Annotated in this window: 18 protein-coding genes; 7 read left to right on the top strand and 11 right to left on the bottom strand. The window is 69.5% G+C overall.

The features are described from left to right. The first annotated feature begins 137 nt into the window (after positions 1-137). The 4 genes from dnaE (at position 138) to ACGFJ2_RS31730 (ending at position 5,383) form a co-directional block, all read left to right on the top strand. The gene (gene dnaE, locus ACGFJ2_RS31745; RefSeq protein WP_357959704.1) at positions 138-3,692 is read left to right on the top strand and encodes a DNA polymerase III subunit alpha; all 3,555 of its coding nucleotides are present in this window, start codon (positions 138-140) and stop codon (positions 3,690-3,692) included. Further along, complete coding sequence (locus tag ACGFJ2_RS31740; protein ID WP_393474503.1) at positions 3,689-4,033, top strand: DUF6300 family protein; 345 nt, start codon at positions 3,689-3,691, stop codon at positions 4,031-4,033. Before dnaE ends, ACGFJ2_RS31740 begins: the two co-directional genes overlap by 4 nt. A gap of 119 nt (positions 4,034-4,152) precedes the next feature. Further along, complete coding sequence (locus tag ACGFJ2_RS31735; protein ID WP_357959710.1) at positions 4,153-4,755, top strand: superoxide dismutase; 603 nt, start codon at positions 4,153-4,155, stop codon at positions 4,753-4,755. A 118-nt stretch (positions 4,756-4,873) separates the two neighbouring features. Next, entirely contained in the window at positions 4,874-5,383 is a 510-nt protein-coding gene (locus tag ACGFJ2_RS31730) for a GNAT family N-acetyltransferase (RefSeq protein ID WP_393474500.1), read from the top strand. Positions 5,384-5,432: 49 nt separating this feature from the next. Here the strand turns inward: ACGFJ2_RS31730 and ACGFJ2_RS31725 are convergent, their stop codons facing one another. Beyond that, complete coding sequence (locus tag ACGFJ2_RS31725; RefSeq protein ID WP_393474497.1) at positions 5,433-6,836, bottom strand: aminotransferase class V-fold PLP-dependent enzyme; 1,404 nt, start codon at positions 6,834-6,836, stop codon at positions 5,433-5,435. 218 nt (positions 6,837-7,054) lie between these two features. On the opposite strand from ACGFJ2_RS31725, the gene ACGFJ2_RS31720 reads away from it, so the two are divergent. From ACGFJ2_RS31720 to ACGFJ2_RS31710, 3 genes are all read left to right on the top strand, one after another. Further along, positions 7,055-7,516, top strand: coding sequence for a hypothetical protein (locus ACGFJ2_RS31720; RefSeq protein ID WP_393474494.1), 462 nt, complete (start codon positions 7,055-7,057; stop codon positions 7,514-7,516). Positions 7,517-7,613: 97 nt separating this feature from the next. Beyond that, complete coding sequence (locus ACGFJ2_RS31715) at positions 7,614-8,696, top strand: PLP-dependent cysteine synthase family protein (RefSeq protein WP_393474491.1); 1,083 nt, start codon at positions 7,614-7,616, stop codon at positions 8,694-8,696. Beyond that, positions 8,693-9,937, top strand: coding sequence for an MFS transporter (locus ACGFJ2_RS31710; RefSeq protein WP_393474488.1), 1,245 nt, complete (start codon positions 8,693-8,695; stop codon positions 9,935-9,937). The genes ACGFJ2_RS31715 and ACGFJ2_RS31710 overlap by 4 nt, the downstream gene beginning before the upstream one ends. A 57-nt stretch (positions 9,938-9,994) precedes the next feature. On the opposite strand, the gene ACGFJ2_RS31705 is transcribed toward ACGFJ2_RS31710, so the two are convergent. The 10 genes from ACGFJ2_RS31705 to ACGFJ2_RS31660 form a co-directional block, all read right to left on the bottom strand. Then, complete coding sequence (locus tag ACGFJ2_RS31705; protein WP_393474485.1) at positions 9,995-11,314, bottom strand: High-affinity nickel-transporter; 1,320 nt, start codon at positions 11,312-11,314, stop codon at positions 9,995-9,997. After that, on the bottom strand, positions 11,311-12,663 hold the full coding sequence (locus ACGFJ2_RS31700; RefSeq protein ID WP_393474482.1) for a tetratricopeptide repeat protein: 1,353 nt from the start codon (positions 12,661-12,663) through the stop codon (positions 11,311-11,313). Before ACGFJ2_RS31700 ends, ACGFJ2_RS31705 begins: the two co-directional genes overlap by 4 nt. Before the next feature lie 32 nt (positions 12,664-12,695). Then, the gene (locus ACGFJ2_RS31695) at positions 12,696-14,051 is read right to left on the bottom strand and encodes a DUF4331 domain-containing protein (RefSeq protein ID WP_357959730.1); all 1,356 of its coding nucleotides are present in this window, start codon (positions 14,049-14,051) and stop codon (positions 12,696-12,698) included. A 93-nt stretch (positions 14,052-14,144) separates the two neighbouring features. Then, the gene (locus tag ACGFJ2_RS31690) at positions 14,145-14,807 is read right to left on the bottom strand and encodes a hypothetical protein (protein WP_393474479.1); all 663 of its coding nucleotides are present in this window, start codon (positions 14,805-14,807) and stop codon (positions 14,145-14,147) included. Positions 14,808-14,943: 136 nt separating this feature from the next. Next, positions 14,944-15,963 (bottom strand): hypothetical protein, encoded by a 1,020-nt coding sequence (locus tag ACGFJ2_RS31685; RefSeq protein ID WP_393474476.1) that lies wholly within the window; start codon positions 15,961-15,963, stop codon positions 14,944-14,946. Positions 15,964-15,984: 21 nt separating this feature from the next. Continuing rightward, positions 15,985-16,953 (bottom strand): branched-chain amino acid ABC transporter permease, encoded by a 969-nt coding sequence (locus ACGFJ2_RS31680; protein ID WP_358554584.1) that lies wholly within the window; start codon positions 16,951-16,953, stop codon positions 15,985-15,987. Beyond that, a complete protein-coding gene (locus ACGFJ2_RS31675; protein WP_357959742.1) occupies positions 16,950-17,810 on the bottom strand; it encodes a branched-chain amino acid ABC transporter permease in 861 nt (286 codons plus the stop codon). Before ACGFJ2_RS31675 ends, ACGFJ2_RS31680 begins: the two co-directional genes overlap by 4 nt. Continuing rightward, entirely contained in the window at positions 17,807-18,466 is a 660-nt protein-coding gene (locus tag ACGFJ2_RS31670; RefSeq protein WP_393474472.1) for an ABC transporter ATP-binding protein, read from the bottom strand. The genes ACGFJ2_RS31675 and ACGFJ2_RS31670 overlap by 4 nt, the downstream gene beginning before the upstream one ends. Next, entirely contained in the window at positions 18,463-19,218 is a 756-nt protein-coding gene (locus tag ACGFJ2_RS31665) for an ABC transporter ATP-binding protein (protein ID WP_358202208.1), read from the bottom strand. The genes ACGFJ2_RS31670 and ACGFJ2_RS31665 overlap by 4 nt, the downstream gene beginning before the upstream one ends. A 2-nt stretch (positions 19,219-19,220) precedes the next feature. After that, a complete protein-coding gene (locus ACGFJ2_RS31660; RefSeq protein WP_393474469.1) occupies positions 19,221-20,408 on the bottom strand; it encodes an ABC transporter substrate-binding protein in 1,188 nt (395 codons plus the stop codon). Positions 20,409-20,519: the final 111 nt, after the last annotated feature.

The raw sequence follows: 20,519 nt of genomic DNA, 5'->3' as shown, positions 1-20,519 counted from the left end.
CCTTCCGGTAGCCGCATTGCACTCTGGCAAGACCCCGGCAACAGGGTGTCTGCCCCTTCGGTTCGATGCTCCAACAGCCTCGCGGGACGGAATAGGCTCATGCGTGCAGTCGGGCCGGGGCAAGGTTAGGGGAACGGGTGAGCAAGTCCTTCGTACATCTGCACGTCCACACTGAGTACAGCATGCTTGACGGGGCGGCGAAGATGAAGCCGCTGTTCAAGGAGGCCGCCCGCCTCGAGATGCCGGCGATCGCGATGTCCGATCACGGCAACATGTTCGGCGCGTACGAGTTCCAGAAGGTGGCCAAGGACAGCCCCGTCAAGCCCATCATCGGCATCGAGGCCTACGTGGCGCCGGAGAACCGGTTCGTGAAGAAGCCGGTCTTCTGGGGGTCGCGAGCCGAGACCGGTGTGGCGGACGGCGAAGGCGGCAAGGACGTCTCCGGCGGTGGCCGGTTCACCCACATGACCATGTGGGCCAAGGACGCGAACGGACTGCGCAATCTGTTCAAGTTGTCGTCCTTGGCCTCGTTCGAGGGCTACTACTCCAAGCCCCGGATGGACCAGGACCTGATCTCCCAATACGCCAACGGCATCATCGCCACCACCGGCTGCCCGTCCGGTGCGGTGCAGACCCGGATCCGGCTCGGCCAGTACGACGAGGCGGTCAGGGTCGCCGGCGAATACCAGGAGATCTTCGGCAAGGAGAACTACTTCCTGGAGCTGATGGACCACGGCATCGACATCGAGCGGGAGGTCCGGGCCGACCTGCTGCGGCTGGCCAAGCAGCTCGACATCCCGCTGCTGGTCACCAACGACAGCCACTATGTGACTGAGGACCAGGCCGACGCGCACGACAGCCTCCTGTGCGTCGGCGTGGGCAAGAACAAGGACGACCCCAACCGCTTCCGGTTCAACGGGTCGGGCTACTACCTCAAGAGCGCCGACGAGATGCGCAGGCTGTTCGCCGATCTGCCCGAAGCGTGCGACAACACGCTGCTCGTGGCCGAGATGGTCGGCGACTACAGCGACGTGTTCGCGTACGTGGACCGGATGCCCCAATACCCGGACGTCCCCGAGGGCGAGACGCAGGAGTCCTGGCTGCGCAAGGAGGTCGAACGCGGCCTGGAGATGCGTTACGGCACCCCGGTCCCCGCCGAGGTCATGGAGCGCTACGAGACCGAGATGAAGGTCATCGGCCCGCTCGGTTTCTCCTCCTACTTCCTGGTCGTCGCCGACATCTGCCGGCATGCCCGCGACAACGGCATCGCGGTGGGGCCCGGCCGTGGTAGCGCCACCGGCTCGATCGTCGCCTACGCGACGCGCATCACCGAGCTCGACCCGCTGGAGCACGGCCTGCTGTTCGAGCGGTTCCTGAACCCCGAGCGCATCAGCCCGCCCGACATCGACCTCGACTTCGACGACCGCCAGCGCGACCGCATGGTCCAGTACGTGACCCAGAAGTACGGCAGCGAGGCCACCGCGCAGGTCAACACGTTCGGCACGATCAAGGCGAAGGCCGCCGTCAAGGACGCCTCCCGCATCCTCGGCTACCCGTTCGTGATGGGTGACAAGATCACCAAGGCGATGCCGCCGGACGTCATGGGCAAGGGCGTCCCGCTGGCGGACATGTTCAACGAGAGTCACCCCCGTTACATCGAAGGCGCCGAGATCCGCGCCCTGTACGAGAACGACCAGGATGTGCGCAAGGTGATCGACACCGGCCGCGGCATCGAGGGTCTGATCCGCGGCACGGGCGTGCACGCGGCGGCGGTCATCCTGTCCTCGGCGCCCCTGCTGGACCTGATCCCCATGCACATGCGGGACAAGGACAAGGTGATCATCACCGGGTTCGACTACCCGAGCTGTGAAGACATGGGCCTGATCAAGATGGACTTCTTGGGCCTGCGCAACCTGGGCATCATCGACCACGCCATCAAGATCATCAAGCAGAACCGGGGTGTGGAACTCGACACGCTGACGCTTCCCCTCGATGACAAGACCACGTACGAGCTGCTGGCCCGCGGCGACACCCTGGGCGTCTTCCAGCTCGACGGCGGCCCGATGCGGCAGCTGCTGCGACTGATGGAGCCCACCCGGTTCGAGGACATCGCCGCAGTGCTCGCCCTCTACCGGCCGGGCCCGATGGCCGCCAACGCGCACACCAACTACGCGCACCGCAAGAACGCCCGCCAGGACATCGAGCCCATCCACCCCGAGCTCAAGGAAGCGCTCGAACCCATCCTCGGCCCCACCTTCCACCTGCTCGTCTACCAGGAGCAGATCATGGCCGTGGCCCGGGAGCTGGCCGGCTACACGCTGGGCGGCGCCGACCTGCTGCGCCGCGCCATGGGTAAGAAGAAGAAGGAGATCCTGGACGCCGAGTACGCCAACTTCCAGGCGGGCATGCGCGCCAACAACTACAGCGACGAGGCGATCCAGGCGCTCTGGGACGTCATGCTGCCGTTCTCCGGATACGCCTTCAACAAGTCCCACACCGCCGGATACGGTCTGGTCGCTTACTGGACCGCCTACCTGAAGGCCAACTACCCCGCCGAGTACATGGCCGCCCTGCTCACCTCCGTGGGCGACGACAAGGACAAGGCCGGCGTCTACCTCGCCGAATGCCGCAAGATGGGCATCCAGGTCCTGCCGCCGGACGTGAACGACAGCCAGCTCGACTTCGTCGCCGTCGGTGACACCCAGGTGCGCTTCGGCATGGGTGCCGTCCGTAACGTCGGGGAGAACGTGGTGGAGGGCATCGTCAAGGCCCGCGCCGAGAAGGGCCGCTACGAGCACTTCAACGACTTCCTCAGCAAGGTGCCGTTGACGGCCTGCAACAAGCGAGTCATCGAATCGCTGATCAAGGCGGGCGCCTTCGACTCGCTCGGCCACCAGCGCAAGGCCCTGCTCATGGTGCACGAGCAGGCGGTCGATTCGGTCATCGACATCAAGAAGAACGAGGCCCACGGCCAGGACTCCCTGTTCGGCGGCCCGAGCGACGACGAGGGCGAGGCGGCGTTCTCCGTACAGATTCCCGACATGGAGTGGGACAAGAAGACGCTGCTGGACTTCGAGCGGGAGATGCTCGGCCTGTACGTGTCGGACCACCCGTTGGCGGGCACGGAGCGGCTGCTGGCCCGCAACCGCGACACCACCATCGCCGAACTCCTCGAAAGCGGCCGTGACGACCGCGGCGACGTACGGGTGTGCGGCCTCATCACCAAGGTCGACAAGCGGGTCAACAAGGCCGGCAACGTGTGGGCGATCGTCACGGTCGAGGACATGGACGCGGCCATCGAGTGCCTGTTCTTCCCCAAGAGCTACGAGCTGTACGCCCCGGAGCTACGCGGCGACGTCGTGGTGTCGGTCGGCGGCCAGATCAACAACCGGGACGGCGCCATCAGCGTCTTCGCGCAAGATCTCACCCCGCTCGACGTGTCCGGCATCACCAGCGATTCCGGGCATCCCGTCACCATCCAGGTCCGCGAGGAACGCCTCACGCAGCAAACCGTGGAAGAGCTCCGTAACGTACTGAAGCTGCACCAGGGCAGCGTGCCACTGCGGATCAACGTGCAGCGGCTGAGCGGGAAGACCCTGGTGTGCGCTCTGCCGGAGTTCTCGGTCAACGCCGAACCCAGCTTCGCCGCGGACGTGAAGCAGCTGTTCGGACCGGAAGCCATCATGCTGTGACCCAACGGCGGATCGAGGTCGTCTCGACCGCGGAGCCGCCCACGTGCCCGCGCTGCGAAGGCGAAGCGCTGCTGTCGGCGCGGGTACCGTACGGCTGGGCCAACGCAGGCGGAGGGTGGGTGCACGGCCGTACCGGGGTCGTGCTCTGCCCTGCCTGCGATGAGGATGCGCCGCACGCGGCGCCGCTGATCACGTGGTTCCACGTCCACGGCAAGGCCGACCATGGGGACGCGGAGCTCGCGCGGCTGCTGGCGGCGTGGGCCCAGAACGTGTCGGTGTCCCGCTTGGACGAGCAGGCGCTGGAGGCCGAGATAGGGCGGTGGCGGCGCGGCGACCTGTAGCCGCGCGGGCTCGCCGCCCGTCGCTGTCGTGCCATGGGTGGGGCGACTCCTCTCTCGCTTAGTTGCACATATATCGTTGTTGCGAGTTATGTGCATTAGCGACCGTAGAGGAGCCAGACATGGGGGACTACACCCTTCCGGACATGCCCTACGACTACGCGGCGCTGGAGCCCGCGATCACCGGGGAGATCCTGGAGTTGCACCACGCCAAGCACCACGCCGCCTACGTCAAGGGCGCCAACGACACCCTGGAGAAGCTGGCCGAGGCCCGGGACAAGGGCGAGTACGGCGGCCTGGTCGGCTTGGAGAAGACCTTCGCCTTCAATCTGTCCGGCCACGTGCTGCACACGATCTTCTGGCAGAACCTGTCCCCGGACGGCGGCGACCGCCCTGACGGCGAGCTGGGCGCGGCCATCGACGAGCACTTCGGCTCCTTCGACGCCTTCGCCAAGCAGCTCACCACGGCCACCGCGACCGTGCAGGGCTCGGGCTGGGGCGTGCTGGCCTGGGAGCCGCTGGGGCGTCGGCTGGTGGTCGAACAGGTCTACGACCACCACGGTAACGTCGGCATGAACACCACTCCGCTGCTGGTCTTCGACGCCTGGGAGCACGCGTACTACCTGCAGTACCGCAACGTGCGCCCGGACTACGTCGAGAAGCTCTGGGACCTGATCAACTGGACCGACGTCATCTCGCGCTTCGAGGCCGTCCGCGGCGCCTGACCCATGACCGCGGCGCCTGCCCGCCAGCTTGGTCCAGCGAGCCGGGCGGGCGCCGCCTGCACCGGGATCGCCGTGGTCTCGGGCGGTGACGGCAGGCCCAAAATGAAAGAATCACCTCATGGCAGAAGGTATCTCGACATTTCAGGCCACCACGGATGACGGAGACGTGGTGGGGGAGATCCACGCGGAGTCCTGGAAGGTGGCCTACGAAGGCTTCTTCGACCCGGAGTACTTCGCCGAAGCCGTACGGAGCCGGCGCGAGAAGTGGCACGACACGCTCGCGGACGGGCAAGGCACCATCCTGCTCGCCGCCCTGGATGGACGGCCGCTGACCTTCTCCTACTTCGGTCCCTCGCCGACGCGCCCAGGAGACGCGGAGATCTTCGGCTTCTACAGCCACCCGGACGGGTGGGGCACCGGCAGCGCGGGTGCCCTGATCGCCGCCTCCTTGACCAGGCTGCGCGAGGAGGGCTTCAGCGGGGTACATCTGTGGACGCTGCGCGACACACCCCAGTCACGCCGCTTCTACGCCAAGAGCGGCTTCACCGAGTCGGGTGCGGCCCGCAAGCATGATTTCGGTGACGGCAATCCGATCGAGCAGGTCGAGTACGAGCTGAGCTTCCGCTGATCCCCTAGGCGGTCTCCGAAGGGCGGCGGCGGTCTGGAGCAGGGCCCGATCACGCCTCTCTGCGGGCGATGTCGCGCAGTGCGGTGGCGAGCCGGTCCACATCGTCGGCGGAGGTGAACAGGGCCGGGGTGACGCGTACGGCGGCGCCGCCGGTGATCCCGGTGCGGGCGACGGTGAAGATCCGGTGCCGGGTCATGAGCTCGTCGGCGACGGCCTGGTTGTCGGCTTCAGAGGTACGGCGGCGCAGTCGCATGGCGGTGATGGCGCCGTACATGTCGGGCTCGTCCGGCGTGAGTATCTGCACGGTGGGGAGGTCGCGCAGCTGGTGGACCCAGCGATCGCGCAGGAAGCGCAGCCGGGCCTGCTTGACCTTGGCGCCGAGGGTGTCGTGGAAGTCCAGGGCGGTGTCGGCGGTGAGGAAGGGGGCGACGTTCATGGTGCCGGAGTGCACGCGGGAGCGGATGTCGGTGGCCGGATAGGTCTCGTCGGCGTAGAGGGGGTCGATGTCGGCCAGGCGCTGGGCACGGATGTAGAGGAATCCGGCCCCCAGCGGTACGTTCATCCACTTGTGCAGGGAGAAGGCGGCGAAGTCGGCGTCGAAGTCGGGCAGGGTGAAGTCGAGCTGCCCCCAGGAGTGGGCGGCGTCGACGATGACGTCGACGCCGTACTGGCGGGCCATGGCGACGATCTGGCGCACCGGCGTGACCAGGCCGGTGCGGTTGTTCATGTGGCTGAGCAGCAGCAGTCTCACCTTCGGGTGCTCACGTAGCGCGCGCTCGTAGACCTCCAGCACCGCCTGACGGGTGGGAGGCTCGGGGATGACGATCCGCGCGAGGTGGACGCCGCGCCGGGCTTGGAGCCAGTTCATCGCGTACTGGGCGCTGTGGTAGTCCAGGTCGGCGTACATGATGCCGTCGCCCGGGCGCAGGCGGCGGTAGCCGGAGATCAGGCTCTGCAGCGCCTCGGTGCCGCCTCGGGTCAGTGCGATCTCGTCCCTGGTGACGCCGAGCAGCGTGGCGATGCGGTCGCGGATCTGGTCGGCTCGCGGCTTGTACGCGGTGCGCAGCAGGTGGGAGCTGCGCTCGTTGAGCTGGTCGATGTTGCGGTGGTACGCCAGCCGGACCGGCTCGGGCATGATGCCGTAGTAGCCGTTCTCCAGGTTGACGAAGTCGGCGCTCACCTGGAACTGGCGGGCGACGGTGGCCCAGAAAGCCTCGTCCTGGGCCAGCTGCTCGGGGGTCAGACCGCCGCCGGGTACGGTCAGCGCCTCCGCCGGGGCTGGGGCTGGGCACGTCACCGCCGGGGCTGAAGGCGTGACGGCCGGGACTGGGGGAGTCACGGCTGGGGCGGGGCGGGTCGTGGCCGGGACCGAGGGCGTCACAGCTGGGCGGGTCGCGGCGCCGGCGGCCAGCGCGCCGAGCCCGGCGAGGATCCGGCGTCGGGACAGGGTCATGAGGGACTCCACCTGATATCCGCGCGATTCACGCGAGGCGCGAATGTCCACCGTAAATCGCGGTACGGGAGAAATGGCCGTACGGTAGGACGCTCTTTCCCCCATGTCGGTGAGCGGGCCATCGACGCGCCCGCGAAACCGGATGACGGCACGAGCTTTACCGGAAGCATTGCTATTGCGGGGCGCGTCCGGCTGCCTTTCGGGCACTATCACCGGTGATGCTTGCGACACGAACGCTCCGTTCGCGCCGACCGGCCGCCCGTGGCACCGGCCGGCTGCTGACGCACGCGGTGTTCGCGATCGCCTTGGTCCTCAGCGTGGTGTTCGCCCATGGCGGCGCGTGCGCGGCCGTGGAACTGTCGGAACCGGTCGCTCACAGCGCTCAGCCGGCCGGCGGAGGGGTTTCTGCGTTCGCTCACGGCGCTCAGCCGGCAGCCCGAGGGGTCTCTCCGGTCACGCACGGCGTCCGCTGCCTGCATCGTGACCTGCCCGTGGGCCATGTACACGGAACCGAGCAGGACCGCTCAGCCACCAATCCCACCGGCGCGCCGACCTTGCCGGCCGGGCCGGCGGTCGTGCTGCCCTGCCCGGCGGCACCGCGGACCGCCGTGGCCGCCTCGTCGCCGGCCGATATCGGCGGGGGGGTCAGGCCCGATCAGGAAAGCGTGATGCGCGTATAGGCCAGGACTGCGTCTGCTTTCGTCGTCCACTGCCCGCCCAAGTTCGCGGTCATATCGCTGTGCCGTGAATTTCGCGTATTCTTCGGGGATTTTATCAATGTCATCACCAGCAATGTTCGCGCGCCCGCAAGAGGCCGCCTATTCCACTCTGTCGCTCACTGTCGGCAATACGCCGCTGGCGTTCATTTCCGGGCCGTTCGTACCGGGGGGAGGGGGATTCTGGGCCAAGCTCGAAGGCTTCAACCCGGGCGGCATCAAGGACCGGCCCGCCCTGCACATGGTGCGCCAGGCACGAGCCCGGGGGGAGCTCGCACCGGGTGCGACGATCATCGAATCGACCAGCGGCACCCTGGGGCTCGGCCTGGCTCTGGCCGGCATCGTGTTCGGCCACCCGGTCGTGCTGGTGGGCGACCTCGGCATGGAGCCGTTGATGTGCCGGCTCCTGACCTCCTACGGCGTCCGCCTTGAGATCGTCACCGAGCCGCACCCGGTCGGCGGCTGGCAGCAGGCCCGCCGGGAGCGCGTGCAGCGCCTGCTCGCCGACCTTCCCGGCTCCTACTGTCCCGACCAGTACAACAACCCCGACAACGTCGACGCCTACGCCGGTCTCGCCCACGAACTGCTGGCCCAGCTGCCGCACATCGACGTGCTGGTGTGCTCGGTCGGCACCGGCGGGCACAGCGCGGGCATCTCCAAGGTGCTGCGCCGCCACTTCCCGCAGCTGAGACTGATCGGCGTCGACACGGTCGGCTCCACCATCTTCGGCCAGCCCGCCCGGCCCCGGCTGATGCGCGGCCTGGGCTCCAGCATCCACCCGCGCAACGTCGCCTACGACGCCTTCAGCGAGGTGCACTGGGTCAGCGCCGCCGAAGCGGTCTGGGCGTGCCGCGCCCTGGCCGCCCGGCATTACATCTCGGGTGGCTGGAGCACCGGCGCGGTCACCCTGGTGGCCCGCTGGCTGGCGCGTACCACCTCCGGTCAGACCATCGTCGCGATCTTCCCCGACGGGCCCTGGCGATACTGGAACACCATCTTCGACGACGAGTACTGCCAGCGGCACGGCCTGCTCGACACGACCCCGGCGGAGGAACCGGACCTCCTGCCGGCGCCGAGCGAGCGGGAGGTACACCGCTGGACGCGTTGCGCCCACGTGATGGACCCACTGGCGGGAACGCGATGAGCGGCGCGCTGCGGCAGTTCCGCTCCTTCGACCGGCCGATTCAACTTCTGCAGATCAACCAGCTGGGCATCAACCTCGGCTTCTACATGCTCATGCCCTACCTCGCCCAGCACTTGTCGGCCGCCGCGGGCCTGGCGGCCTGGACCATCGGGCTGGTCCTGGGCCTGCGGAACTTCAGCCAGCAAGGCATGTTCCTGATCGGCGGCACCCTGGCCGACCGGCTCGGCTACAAGCCGATGATCATGGCCGGGTGCGCGCTGCGTACGATCGGGTTCGCCCTGTTCGGGCTGACCACCTCACTGCCCTGGCTCCTCGCGGCAGCCGCCGTGACCGGCTTCGCCGGAGCGCTGTTCAACCCGGCGGCCCGCGCCTACCTGGCCGTCGAGGCCGGCGAGCGCAAGGTGGCGGCCTTCGCCGTGTTCAACGTGTTCTACCAGGCGGGCATCCTGCTCGGCCCGCTGGCCGGCATCGCGCTGATGAGCGTCGGCTTCCCGGCCGTGTGCCTGTCCGCGGCGGCGATCTTCGCGGTGCTGACCGTCCTGCAAGGCGCGTGCCTTCCGGCCCGGCGCCCTCGGGCGGCAGAGCACCAGCCGGTGCTGCGCGAGTGGCGCGCGGCGTTCGGGAACCGGGCATTCGTCTCCTTCGCCGCGGCGATGATCGCCTCGTACGCGCTGTCGTACCAGATGTATCTGGCCCTGCCGCTGCAGGTGCAGCGCTTCGGCGGCGGTCAGGCAGGGGTGATGGCCCTGTACGCCCTCTCCGCGCTGCTCGGCATCGCCGGGCAGGTGCACCTGACCACCTGGTGCGCGGCGCGCTGGAGTCGCGGCCAGGCGATCAGCCGCGGTCTGGCGCTCATGGGGCTCGCCTTCCTGCCACCGGCCGTGGCGGCGCACGTGCCTCTGGCGCCGGTGTGGGCGATGCTGCCCGTGCTCGCCTGCACTCTTCTGCTCACCGTCGGCACGCTGATGGCCTTTCCCTTCGAGATGGCCACCATTGCCGACATGGCGGGAGATCGGTTGATCGGCACCTACTACGGGATCTACAACCTGGCGTCCGGCGTGGGCATCCTGGCCGGCAACCTGGTCGCCGGCGCCCTGCTCGACGCGGCCCGTACGACGCGGCTGGCCGCTCTGCCCTGGCTGTTGCTGGCCGTCGCCGGCCTCGCCTCCGCGGCCGCCGTCAGACGGCTGGACCGGCGCGACCGGCTCACCCCTGTCGGCCGGGTGGCCACCGCCACCTGACCAGCGGCGCCATCTCGGAGGCCGGGTGGCGACCGCCACCTGACCAACGGCGCCATCTCAGAGGAGGGAGGCCAGGGCGCGGGCGGCGATGCCGATGCCGACGAGCAGGACGAGTACGGCGGTGATCGTCGCCGTGAACGGACGCAGCCTGTACAGCCGCTTCGTCAGGGTGAGGTCGGCCAGGCGGCGGACGGCGACGGCCGCGGCGAGCAGGGTCAGGGCCATGCCCAGTCCATAACAGACGACCGTGACGATCCCGAACGCCGTACGCCCGAGCGCCATCGCTCCCAGCAGCACCACCAGGGCCGACGGACTCGGCACCAGCCCGCCCGCGACCCCCAACCCGACCACACCCCGCCCCGACGGAGCGAAATGCCCGTGCCCGTGTCCGTGCCCGTGCTGGCTTGCGGGTCGTACGGCTGAGCGGAGCAGGGCGGTGCCGATCGCCGCGATGAGCAGCCCGCTGATCACCCCGAGCCAGCCCAGCACCGTCTCCCCGGCGATCGAGGCGGAGACCGACAGCAGCACGCCCAGCACGATCACCCCGGCCGTGTGCGTCAGCGTCACCGTCGCGGCCACGGCGAACGCGTCACGCACGCGGCCGTCACGCCCGGCCAGGTACGCGGCCATGACGGTCTTGCCGTGGCCGGGCAGTGCGGCATGGACGGCACCCAGGACCAGCGACACGAGCAGGGCCAGCAGCCCGAGCGGGACCGTCAGCCGGTCGGCCCCGACCAGGCTGTTGAGGCGGTCGGCCAGCAGCCCGGTGTAGCGGGTGAGCACGTCCGCACCGGGCACGCGGGCCGGTGCTCCAAGACCGCCGCTGCCCGGCTCCACCGTGAAGCGGGCCTGGCGGACGTCGAGCGGGGAGCTGAGCAGGTCCACCGGGTACGCGTGCAGCTCACCGGACACGCTGCGGGTGGGCACACTGGACGCGCTGAGCCGGACACCGGAGCCGGACGCCGTGATCTCCCGCCAGCCCACGGCCTCGCCACGGTAGGGGTTGGCGAAGGTCAGAGTGAGCGGCCGGTCGACGCGTAGCGGGGCGGACAGGCGGCAGGTGAGCCTGCTGGTGGGCAGCCCGGCGGCCCCGGGGCGATAGGCGAAGGACGCGCTGGTGACCCGCCAGGCCAGCGGCCGATCACCGGCCTGTCCGCGCACCGCGCCGGCCAGCTCCCCACAGGCGCGCGCCGCATAGGTGTCGGGCGGCCCGGAGGCGCCCTGGCGCTGCTGCAGGGTGGGGATCTCGGCGCTGTCGATGATCGCCGTGTCCTCGATCCGGTCGAGGAACACGCTCAGGCCGTCGTAGTGGTTGACGCTCAGATTCCCCATCGGGTGCGCGGCCAGGATCACAGCAGCGGCGACAACGCCGATCACGCCGCGCCGCCCAGCGCCGGACGGGCCTTCGCCGGGCCACGGGGTGCCGCGCCGCCCAATCCGGCGCCGCCCAATCCCACGTCGCCCAGTGCCGCGCGGGCCTTTGCCGGCCCGTCCGGCGAGAAGTACGGGTTGATGGTCAGTGCCCTGGTCAGCTCGTCGTGAGCGGAAGAGGTCCGGCCGAGGGCGCGGGAGATCTCCCCTCGGTGGTAGGCGAACAGCGCGTTCCGCCCGCCGAGCCGGTCGGCGTAAGCGGCGTACCGGGCGGCCTCAGCATGGCGCCCGGCCCGGTGCAGGGCCCAGCCGAGCGCGTCGGCCACGTCCACGCTGTGCCGCCGCCCCCACTCCGCCCGCAGCTCCCGCACGGCGACGGCCGGTGAGCCGTGGTCCGCCTCGTATCGGCCGACGGCGAGGGAGTCCGTTACGCCGTTCGCCGCCTGCAGCTTGACCTGCGCGCGAAATACCGCGTACATCCGCCGAGCTCCGGCCTGGTCCCCGAGGTGCTGGAGCAGTTCGCCGTACTCCACGACGAAGGAGGGACTGCGCGTGACTGCGTCGGCGTAGTCGCGGCGCGCGTCGGCGAGGCGCCCGAGCGCGGCCTCGGCCCGGGCCTTGCCGGCCAGGGAGGGGGTGTGCGAGGGGTCGGCGGCCAGCGCCTCGGTGTAGGCGGACAGGGCGGCGCGCGGGTCGCCGTCGCTCCAGGCGAGCTCCCCGAGCTGCCACACGCAGAAGGCGTAGTCGGCCGGGTCGGAGGCGATGTCGCGGGCCCGTTCCAGGGCCTCGCGCGCACGGGCGCTCTGCCCGCGCAGGTGGAACAGGTGCGCGGCGCGGGTGAAGGAGACCAGGTCCGGACGGCCGTCGAGCAGGTGGCGGAGCACCCGGTCGGCCTTGACGTACTGGCCGAGCTCCACGTACGCGTCGGTGAGCACGGCGTACAGCGGCCATCGGTACGGCGCGGCAGTGCGCGCCCGCGTGCCCCAGCGCAGCGCGAGGGCGAAGTCGTGGCGGGCGTTGGCCAGGGCGCCCATCCCGATCACGGCGTCGATGTCGGGCAGGGAGCGCTGGAACGCCCCCTGTGCCCTGCCGTAGAAGGCCGGGTCGCCGGTGCGGCGGGCCTGCTCCAGGTACGCACCGCCGAGGTCGGCCCAGGTCCGCGTGTCGCCGGGATGGCGGCGCAGGTGGTCCTGGGCCTGATCGATGAACGCGGCCGGTTCGTACGCCGTTCGCCGCGGAGGGGTGGGCGGCGTTTCGTCCCGGCGCAGCCAGGCGCCGGGGGCGAACCAGGCCAGGAGGGCGCAGCCCAGTAGCACGCAGCCCAGCAGCGGTAGCGCTTTCCGTACGCGTCTCATCGGTCCTCGGTCAGTCAGAACGAGCTGTCGGTCTAGTGCACCGGCAGGGCGACGTACGGGAAGCTGCCGGTGATGGGTGCGGTGAGGAAGACCGGGTTGTTCTCGTCGATCAGATTGGGCGCGCCCGGTGCCGCCGGTTCGCCGAGGAGCATCCGGAGGTTGACGGTGACCACGTCGTCGGTGAGGCGGCGGCCGTTGGGATAGCCCTGCTTGTCGCCTTTGAGGTAGCCGTACTTGTGCGGTTTGGCAGTGACGGGGGTGCTCATGTTGAGCCGCAACTGCTCCGTGGGCGTGAAGCCGGAGGCGTCCCGGTTGAGCAGCTGCGAGTTGAGGTCTTCCTTCAGCGGGCCGCCCCGCTTGGTGGTCAGGCCGGTGAGGTAGATCTCCTCCAGGTCCGCGCGCGGCGGGGCGGGCGCCTTGACCCCGGCCTGCCGCTCGACGGTTCTGGCCTGCTCCGGGTCCCGGGTGGACTCGACGATCAGGCCGCTGCCGGCGTCGTCCTGCGGGCGCATGCCGTTGAAGCGGTCACGCGAGGCGAACGGGATGAGCACCTCGTTGAAGTTGGGGTTGCCCAGCCGCGACACCTGCTTGTATTCGCCGTTCAAGGACTTGCGGGCGGCCGTGGTCCACACGCCGACGACCGGGTTGGCCGTGGGGTCGCCGCCCAGGGCCAGTTCGGACTTGGGGACCTGGATGGCGAGCGAGTCGACGTTCATCGGCACGCCGGTGGCCAGCGGCGGGAACGGTATGCCGAACCTGAGCAGGTTCACCGCCTTGTTGTCGCTGAAGAAGGGGTCGGCGGCCTGCCCGGTGAAGACCTTTCCGCCGCCGGGCAGGTCGATCACGGCCTTCTGGCGCAGTCTCTGGTAGCCGGGCGTGATCAGGATGCCCATGTCGGACGGGCCCACGTAACCATCCCTGATCAGGGTCTGGTCGGGCTGGCCCGGCCGCAGCTTGGTCAGCGTGAAGCTCTGCTCCACCAGGGATTCGGGTCCGGCCTTCTGGCGTTCGCGCCGCAGCAACGAGGGCACCGGGAGCCCTTTGTTGCGGAAGGTCCAGCGGTAGGTGATGGCCGCCTTGCCGCTGCCGGTGTTGTCGATGTGCAGGTCGTATTGGACGTTGGTGTCGAACTGGTAGGGCTTGTACGGGATCTGGAAGGGGATGTAGTTCGCGACGATGGTCACCGTGTCTGGCTTGTCCGGGCTGGTGAAGGCGTACAGGTCGCTGGCGTCTATGACCTTGTCCTTGAACGTCCCCGGGGCGTCCCAATGGCTGGTCGCCGTGACGGCGTTCATCGCCGGGCCGAGCAGCACGGCGCCGGTCAGTACGGCGGTGGAGGCGGCGGCGGCCATGAGCCACGGCCGTCTGCCGATGAGGTTCAGCATCATGTCCCTCGCTTCGCGGATGGTCTCGTACGCGGTTCTGGCCGGTCCGCGGCGACGAAGGGGGTTCTCCGTCGCCGCGGGTGCCGGACTGTTACGTCACACGTACTGGACGACCGCGTCGAGGTTGGCGAGGTACTCGCCCGCGTTCAGGGTGATGCCGGTGATGTCCTTGACCGTGGTGCTGAGGTACGGGCTGACGTAGAACGGCCAGTACTTCGGCCCGACGCCGCCCTCCAGCGGGCGGGGCGTGGCCACGGTCGGCAGGAACTCGTGCAGCTTGTACGTCGCCACGAGCTGCTCGCCCTGCTCGACCCCGTCGATCGTCACCTCGGCGTGAGTGCCGTCAGCGCGCAGGCGGATGTCGTGGATCGTCACCTTGTGGCCGCTCTTGACGTCGTTGAGGGTGAAGCCGCCCGGGTAGTACACGCCGTTGCAGGGGTCGATGTGGTCCTGCTGCCAGCCGATCGGCATGTAGACGCCCTTGTTGCCGGGCTTGGCCTCGATCGGGTCGACTCCTTCCACCTTGACGCCCCGGTCATTGAGCAGTTGGACGACCTTCGGCCCGAAATCGAAGTTGGCGTGCCCCTTCGGACCGAAGTACGGCAGCTTGAAGCAGACGGCGCTGAGCTTGTCCACGGGCGGGCCGCCGAGGACGGCGGGTCGCGGGAGAGGATTGGCGGCCGCGGAGAGGGCCGGTGCCGCCAGGAAGATCGCGGCGACGAGTGCGGCGGTTCGAGCGACGAGAGGGAGAGCGCGCATGCTGTGCACCTTTCATCGTACGGAGGGCTGTCTGGCTCGTGACCAGGCCGGATGCACACACAGTAAGCGATCTACTACGCACGGTAAAGAGCTGGTAAACGAATCTTTCCCTCGGGACATTTACCGCCATATGCGCTCATGATCCGCTAACGCGGAATGGTGCGAACCACTGGCTGATCACCCGCACCTTTCCGGACGACGGAGGAATGACGGCGACGTAAATGGCCCCGCTCTTCATGGTGACCTTGGATTTGTAGAACGCGCCGCGGCTCAGCGCCTTCCAACCTGGCTGTGACAGCCCCAATTGCGCGGTGCCGGGACGGGCGGTGAAGGTGTCCTGTTCGCGCATGCCGTACCAGACCACGGCACCGCCGGCCGATGTCTTGAGGGCGAAGATCTCCGGTGCGAGTTGCGGCTGGTATTTGAGATTCCACTGGCCCTGCGCCTTTTGCCGGTCACTCCGCAGGCTCGCCACGAGTTTGGTGGTGTAATCCCCGGCCGCGAACAGCTGCTTGGCGTCCGCGTCCGCGCCGAGTGTGCTCATCAGGCGCGCGTGCGTCGTGGCCGCCTGCCGGGGTGAGACGGCGAGGCCGCCGCGCTCGTCCACGTTCAGCGCGGTGGCGTAGCCGTTGCCGTCCTTGGCGATGGCGGGTGGCTGCGTCGCGGAGGCGGAGACCACGCGCCACCCTTCGGTGGTCTGCTGGAAGATCAGTTGCGTCCAGTTCGACCCGGTTTTGTACTCGGCCAGGAACCAGTCGCCACTCGCCGGGATCGCGAACCGGGTCTTGGTGGCCCCGGCGCGGCCTCTCCTGCGCTCGCCGAGCAGCGTGTCCATCCGGGCGTCGGCGTTGGTCAGTTGCAGCGAGAGCCCGGCTTCCGCGGCCTCCCAGCCCTTGCCCCTCGAACTCGCCTGCTCGGCCACCCGCTCGTACCCGTCGAAAATGCGCTTGGCCTCGGAAGGGGAGACCGACGCGCCGGCCGGCAGCGGATTCGCGGTCGCGCCGCCCGCGAACGCCGGTGCCGCCGGTTCGCCGCCGCCATTACACGCGGCGACACCGAAAAGCGCGAGGACAATGGCCGAATAGCGGATCCTCATGGCAAGTCTCCGGAAAGTCGATTGCCACGAAGTACGCAGTGACCCCCGATCCAGGTTCACCGCTATTCCTCATCGGCAAGTTCACCGGGAATTGCCGCGCGGATTCGGCGAACTACGCCGGGCGAACGTGGGCAGCAGCCCCCGGGGCATGAAGAGGACGACGAGGATGAGGACGAGCGCGTAGACCGCGTACGACAGCACGCTCGGCGCGTACGTCGGCATCCCCGGCAGGTTCGCGACCCGGTCCAGCCCCTGCACGAGCAGCGTGATCGCGGTGGCTCCGACGACGGCTCCCCAGATCGTGCCCAGGCCGCCGACGACGGCCATGACGATGTACTGGATCGAGATGAGCACCGGGAACGACCCCGGCGCGACGTACCCGGTGTAGAAGCAGTAGATCCCACCCGCCAGACCGGCGAAGGCGGCCGACAGCGCGAACACGACGAGCTTGTAGCGGCCGACCGGGATCCCGGCGGAGGCGGCGGCGGTCTCGCTGGTGGCCAGGGCGCGCAGCGCCCGGCCGGGCCGGGAGGCGATCACGTTGTGCGTCACGAGCATCACCAGGGCCAGGCCCGCCCACGTCAGATAGGCGTACGCGGACGCGCTCTCCGCCTCGACCGAGCCGATGCCGAACCGGGGGATGGCCTGCAGCCCGATGTCGCCGCCGGTGAAGTCCAGCTGCCCGGCCAGGGAGAGCAGGATCAGCTGCATGGCCAGGGTGGCGAAGGCCAGGTGGTGGCCGCGCAGCCGCAGCAGCGGCGTACCGATGACGAGGGCGAACGCCGCCGCCGCGACGGGCGCGGCGATCAGCCCGGCCAGGGGCGGGACGCCGTTCAGCGCGAGCAGGGCGGCGGTGTAGGCGCCGATGGCGTAGAAGGCGCCCTGGCCCAGGGAGACCTGCCCGGCGTACCCCATGAGCAGGGAGACCCCGACCGTGACCATGGCCGCCAGGCCGAGCAGGATGTACACGGCCAGCGAGCTGTCGTCGAGCACGGCGGGCAGGACGAGCGTGACGGCGGCGATCAGCAGCCCGGCGGCCGCCCGCTTCACACCGTCTCCTGGTGAATCGTCGATCGGCGGCTCGCCTGTACGACCATGACGACGAGCATGAGACCCAGAGCGACCTCCAGCTGGTGAGACCCGTAGCCGTACCCCGCCGCCATCGTCTCGGCGACGCCGAGCAGCAGCGCGCCGCCGAGCGCGACGCCGGGACGGGTGAGCGCGCCGAACACGGCGGCGGCGAAGCCGTTGACGATGAGCGTGACGTCGGTGTCGAACGAGATGGGCCGCAGCGGCGTGACCAGCACGCCGGCGATGCCGCCGAGCAGCCCGCCCAGGGCGAAGGCGAGCAGGCCCATCAGCCGGGTGTCGATGCCGATGACGCGGGCGGCGAAGGGGTTGGAGGCGCACGCCGTCAGCGCCTTGCCCAGGTACGTACGGCCGAAGAACAGGACGAGCAGGACGAACGTCGCCGCGGTGACGGCGATGACGAGCAGGTGCTGGGTCTGAACGTGGGCCCCGGCGATGGTCACCGAGCCGGCCAGGCCGGGGGCCGAGCGCGGCTGGTCACCCCACAGGACGATCTCGACGGCGTACGCGAGGACGCCCACGCCGAGCGTGACGATGAGCGATGACAGAGGCGTGGTGTCCCGTTTGCCGGTGGCGGCCAGGCCGGTCAGCAGGCCCGCGAGCGCGGCGACCAGGACGGCGGCGACCTCGCTGACCCCGTGGGGGACCCCGAGCCCGAGCAGCGAGGAGGTGCAGAGCCCGGCGACGACGGCGAAGGTGCCCTGGGCGAAGTTGACCACCCCGGTGACCCGGTAGATGGTGACCAGCCCGCTGGCGATGAGCGCGATCGCGCATCCGACGGCCAGGCCGTTGAGCAGGTAACCGATGAACGCGCTCATGTGATCGCCCCGCCCAGGTACGCGCCCGCCACGCGCGGGTCGTCGGCCAGCTCGGCGCACTCGCCCTCGGCCACCACGCGCGCGGATTCCAAGACGTAGACCCGCTGGCACAGCTCGAAGGCCAGCCGCGCGTTCTGCTCGATGAGCAGCACCGTCAGCCCATGCGTACGGTTGAGCTCGACCAGGTGTTCGGCCAGCTTGGCGGTGGGCAGGGGGGCGAGCCCCAGCGACAGCTCGTCGACCACGAGCACGTCGGGCCGCGCCATCAGGGCCTGGCCGAAGGCCACCATCTGCTGTTCGCCGCCCGACAACACGCCCGCCCGCCTGCCGGCCAGCTCGGCCAGCCGCGGCAGCAGCTGGTAGACGAACGACGGGTCGCGCTGCCGGGACCGCCAGCCGCCGAGGGCGAGATTGTCGGCGACCGACAAATCCGGAAACACCTGGCGGCCCTCGGGGATGAGCGCCAGCCGGCCATCGATCCGCACGGTCCCGGAGGCCGGAGTGAGCAGGCCCGCCAGGGTGTTGGCCAGTGTCGACTTGCCCGCGCCGTTCGGGCCGAGCAGCGCGACCATCTCGCCGCGCCGTACCGAGAGTGTGACGTGATCGAGCGCGGTGGCGGCGCCGTACGAGACGACCAGGTCGCGGACGTCGATCATGAAGCCTGTCCGAGATAGGCGGCGAGCACGAGCGGGTCCGCGCGCACCTCGGCGGGGGAGCCGTCCGCGATGACCCGCCCGAGGTCGAGGACGACGACGCGGTCGGCGAGCCGGGTCACGAAGGCGACGTCGTGCTCGATGAGCAGGATGGTCAGCCCGCTCGCGCGCAGCTCCTCGACCAGGGCGGCGAGCCGTTCGCGCTCGCCGCCGCGCAGCCCGGAGGCGGGCTCGTCGAGCAGCAGCAGCCGGGGCCGCGCGCACAGGGCGCGGGCCAGCTGCAGCGCGCGCTGCTGGCCGATCGGGAGCTGGTCGGCGGGCCGGTCCGCCCACTCGGCCAGCCCCACCCGGTCGAGGGCGAGGTCCGCCTCGCGGGCGATCTCCCGCTCGTCGGCGCGATGCCGTGGCAGCCGCAGCGCCGCCGAGACGAACCCGGCCCGGGTACGGCTGTGCGTCCCGACCATGACGTTCTCCCTGACCGTCATACCGCGGAACACCCGGGCGCCCTGGAAGACGATGGACATGCCGAGCCGGGCCCGGCTGTGGGGCGCCAGCCGCTCGACCCGGCGCCCGAGGAAGGCGATCTCGCCGCGGTCGGCGAGCAGGTGGCCGGTGACGAGGTTGAACAGCGTGGACTTGCCCGCGCCGTTGGGCCCGATGATCCCGCACACCTCGCCGTCCGCGACGCTCAGTGTGACGTCGTCGACGGCGTAGACGCCTCCGAAGGAGCGCGATATCCCGGTGACCGCCAGCACCGCTACTCCGCGGCCACGGTCTTGGCGAGCTGCGCCTTGGCCCACGGCGTGGTGATGAACTGGCCGTTCTTCACGGTGTTGACCGAGATGTACTCGGGGGAGAGCCCGGAATGGTCGGTGGGAGAGTAGCGGAACCGGCCGTTCGGGGTGACCAGGTCCATGGTCTCCAGTGCCTGCTGGATCTTGGCCTTGTCGGTGCCGCCGGCCTTCTTGATCGCCTCGAACAGCAGCAGGCCGGCGCTGTAGCCGTCCTGCGCGAACTGCGGCGGCGGGTAGCCGTACTTCTGCTGGTACGGCTTGGCCATCTGCTCGATGACCTGCTTCTGCTTGCCGTCGGGTAACTGCTCGCCCACCACGCCGATGGCGCTCTGCAAGGTCATCCCCTCGGCCGCCGCGCCCATCGGCTCCAGCCAGAGCTTGCTGGCCTGGGAGGCGGTCAGGAACAGCGGCACCTTCAACCCCGCGGCGGCGTACTGCTTGGCGGCGGTGACGCCCGGCGCGCCGGAGCCCCAGAAGACCAGCGCCTCGGCCGCGGAGCCGCGTACATGGGTGAAGAGCGGGCTGAAGTCGGAGGTCGTGGTCTCGTACGGTTCGTCCACGGCGATCTTGACGCCGTATTTCGGGGCGAGCGCGACCATGGCCTTGTGTCCGGACACGGAGTAGGCGCTCTTGGAGTCGTAGGCGACCGCGACCGTCTTGAGGCCGGTGGCCTGGAGGTATTGCAGGTAGCGCTCGGCGTACATGCTGGACAGCGCGGGGGTGACGAAGACGTACGACTTGATCGGCTCGACCTGCTCCTGGGCGGGGGCCAGCGACAGGTAGGGCATCTTGTCGCGCTGCGCCAGGGGCTCGATCGCCAGCGCCGAGTTGGAGAAGACCGGGCCGATCAGCGCGTCGATCTCGCCCTTGATCTGGTTGTAGGCCACGATGCCCTGGTCCGGCGCGGTCTTGTCGTCGCGGGCGACGAGCTCCACCTTGCGGCCCAGCAGGCCGCCGCCGTTGTTGATCTGCTCGACGGCCAGCTCGACGGCCTTCTTGTCCTCGCTGCCGAGTGGGGTGTAGTTGCCGGTCAGCGAGACGATGAGGCCCACTTTGATCGGGTCTTGAGCGCCGGATCCGCCACCGCCACCGCTGCCGCACGCGGCCGTGGCGAGAACGAGACAGGCCAGGGACGGGAGAAACCTGCGCATCAGGACCTCCAGGACCGCGAATGTGGCCCTGAATGTAGGCAGGGCCTTTACGCCTGTCAATAGAGTGCCCAACATTGTGATCAGGAGGACGTTGGGCAGAATAGTGACAGT

The organism is Nonomuraea sp. NPDC049028 (genome assembly GCF_043197735.1).
Classification (GTDB): domain Bacteria; phylum Actinomycetota; class Actinomycetes; order Streptosporangiales; family Streptosporangiaceae; genus Nonomuraea.
Note: the sequence above shows the minus strand (reverse complement) of the source record. Positions and strands in the feature narration are given on the sequence as shown.

Coding starts and splice junctions, on each gene's coding strand:
- ACGFJ2_RS31700 (WP_393474482.1), bottom strand. CDS start 12,663: ATGAGACGCGTACGGAAAGCGCTACCGCTGCTGGGCTGCGTGCTACTG.
- ACGFJ2_RS31670 (WP_393474472.1), bottom strand. CDS start 18,466: ATGATCGACGTCCGCGACCTGGTCGTCTCGTACGGCGCCGCCACCGCG.
- ACGFJ2_RS31690 (WP_393474479.1), bottom strand. CDS start 14,807: ATGCGCGCTCTCCCTCTCGTCGCTCGAACCGCCGCACTCGTCGCCGCG.
- ACGFJ2_RS31735 (WP_357959710.1), top strand. CDS start 4,153: ATGGGGGACTACACCCTTCCGGACATGCCCTACGACTACGCGGCGCTG.
- ACGFJ2_RS31710 (WP_393474488.1), top strand. CDS start 8,693: ATGAGCGGCGCGCTGCGGCAGTTCCGCTCCTTCGACCGGCCGATTCAA.
- ACGFJ2_RS31675 (WP_357959742.1), bottom strand. CDS start 17,810: ATGAGCGCGTTCATCGGTTACCTGCTCAACGGCCTGGCCGTCGGATGC.
- ACGFJ2_RS31720 (WP_393474494.1), top strand. CDS start 7,055: ATGCTTGCGACACGAACGCTCCGTTCGCGCCGACCGGCCGCCCGTGGC.
- ACGFJ2_RS31695 (WP_357959730.1), bottom strand. CDS start 14,051: ATGATGCTGAACCTCATCGGCAGACGGCCGTGGCTCATGGCCGCCGCC.
- ACGFJ2_RS31660 (WP_393474469.1), bottom strand. CDS start 20,408: ATGCGCAGGTTTCTCCCGTCCCTGGCCTGTCTCGTTCTCGCCACGGCC.
- ACGFJ2_RS31730 (WP_393474500.1), top strand. CDS start 4,874: ATGGCAGAAGGTATCTCGACATTTCAGGCCACCACGGATGACGGAGAC.
- ACGFJ2_RS31715 (WP_393474491.1), top strand. CDS start 7,614: ATGTCATCACCAGCAATGTTCGCGCGCCCGCAAGAGGCCGCCTATTCC.
- ACGFJ2_RS31725 (WP_393474497.1), bottom strand. CDS start 6,836: ATGACCCTGTCCCGACGCCGGATCCTCGCCGGGCTCGGCGCGCTGGCC.